This is a genomic window from Mesorhizobium sp. CNPSo 4670, assembly GCF_057784235.1.
This window is the reverse complement of sequence record NZ_JBWJFQ010000064.1, coordinates 1-1,079: the sequence shown is the minus strand read 5'-3', so window position 1 is coordinate 1,079 and position 1,079 is coordinate 1. Positions and strand designations below refer to the sequence as shown.

The 1,079-nt window shown below is 68.5% G+C and carries 1 protein-coding gene; it reads right to left on the bottom strand.

Going from position 1 to position 1,079, the window contains the following annotated elements:
- The coding region (locus AC0ZT5_RS35070; protein WP_488500157.1) for an Ig-like domain-containing protein at positions 1-1,079 on the bottom strand (1,079 nt) is incomplete at both ends.

Sequence of the window (1,079 nt, the reverse complement as noted above, 5' to 3'; positions counted from 1 at the left end):
GTTGTTCGGGCCCTGGGCCTGGAGCACGTTGTCGAGCAGCGTCACCGTATAGGCGCCGGTGGCCGGATCGGTCACATGCACCGTGAACAGATCGCCGCGCGGGCCCGTCGCCGTCAGCGTGTCGGTGCCGGCGTTCCAGCTGTAGGTGACATTCTCCTGGCCGACCGTCCCGTTGGTGCCGTTCAGCGTCGCGAACGAGAAGCCGTTGGAACCGGCGCCGTCGCCGCCGACGCTGCCGCCCAGCGTGCCGTTGTAGACCGCCTCGCTGGCGCTCAGCGGAACCTCGCCCGCATTGGCGTCGATGTCGCCTGTCGTGCTCGCCGCATTGCCGCCGGCAAGGCCGTCGTCGTCAACCGCCGCCGCGGCCGTGCCGGTCGTCGGAACGTTGGCGTCCGTCACCGCAAAGCTGATGCCGGCCGTCGCCGTGTCGCCGTCCCCGTCCGTCACCGTGTAGGTCGCCGAAGCCGCACCCGCGCCAATGACCGGATTGTCGGCGGTGAACGAGTAGTGGCCGTCAGCCATGACCTTGATCGAGCCGTCGCCGATGTCGATCGCCTGCGAGTAGCCGTCTTGGCCGAACACCAGCGCCGTGGCGCCGATATGCGTCACTGTCGCGCCGTCGGCGCCAGCAACGAAGTCCAGCGTGCCGGTCACCGTCGTGCCCTCGGCGACATTCTGCGAGGCTTCAACACTCGCCGTCGGAGCATCGTCGTTGAAGGTGATGGTCAGCGTGCCGGGTGCTGTCGAGCCGTCGGCATCGGTGATCACATAGCCGAGACCGACCGTCGCATTGTTCTCGTTGTTCGGGCCCTGGGCCTGGAGCACGTTGTCGAGCAGCGTCACCGTATAGGCGCCGGTGGCCGGATCGGTCACATGCACCGTGAACAGATCGCCGCGCGGGCCCGTCGCCGTCAGCGTGTCGGTGCCGGCGTTCCAGCTGTAGGTGACATTCTCCTGGCCGACCGTCCCGTTGGTGCCGTTCAGCGTCGCGAACGAGAAGCCGTTGGAACCGGCGCCGTCGCCGCCGACGCTGCCGCCCAGCGTGCCGTTGTAGACCGCCTCGCTGGCGCTCAGCGGAA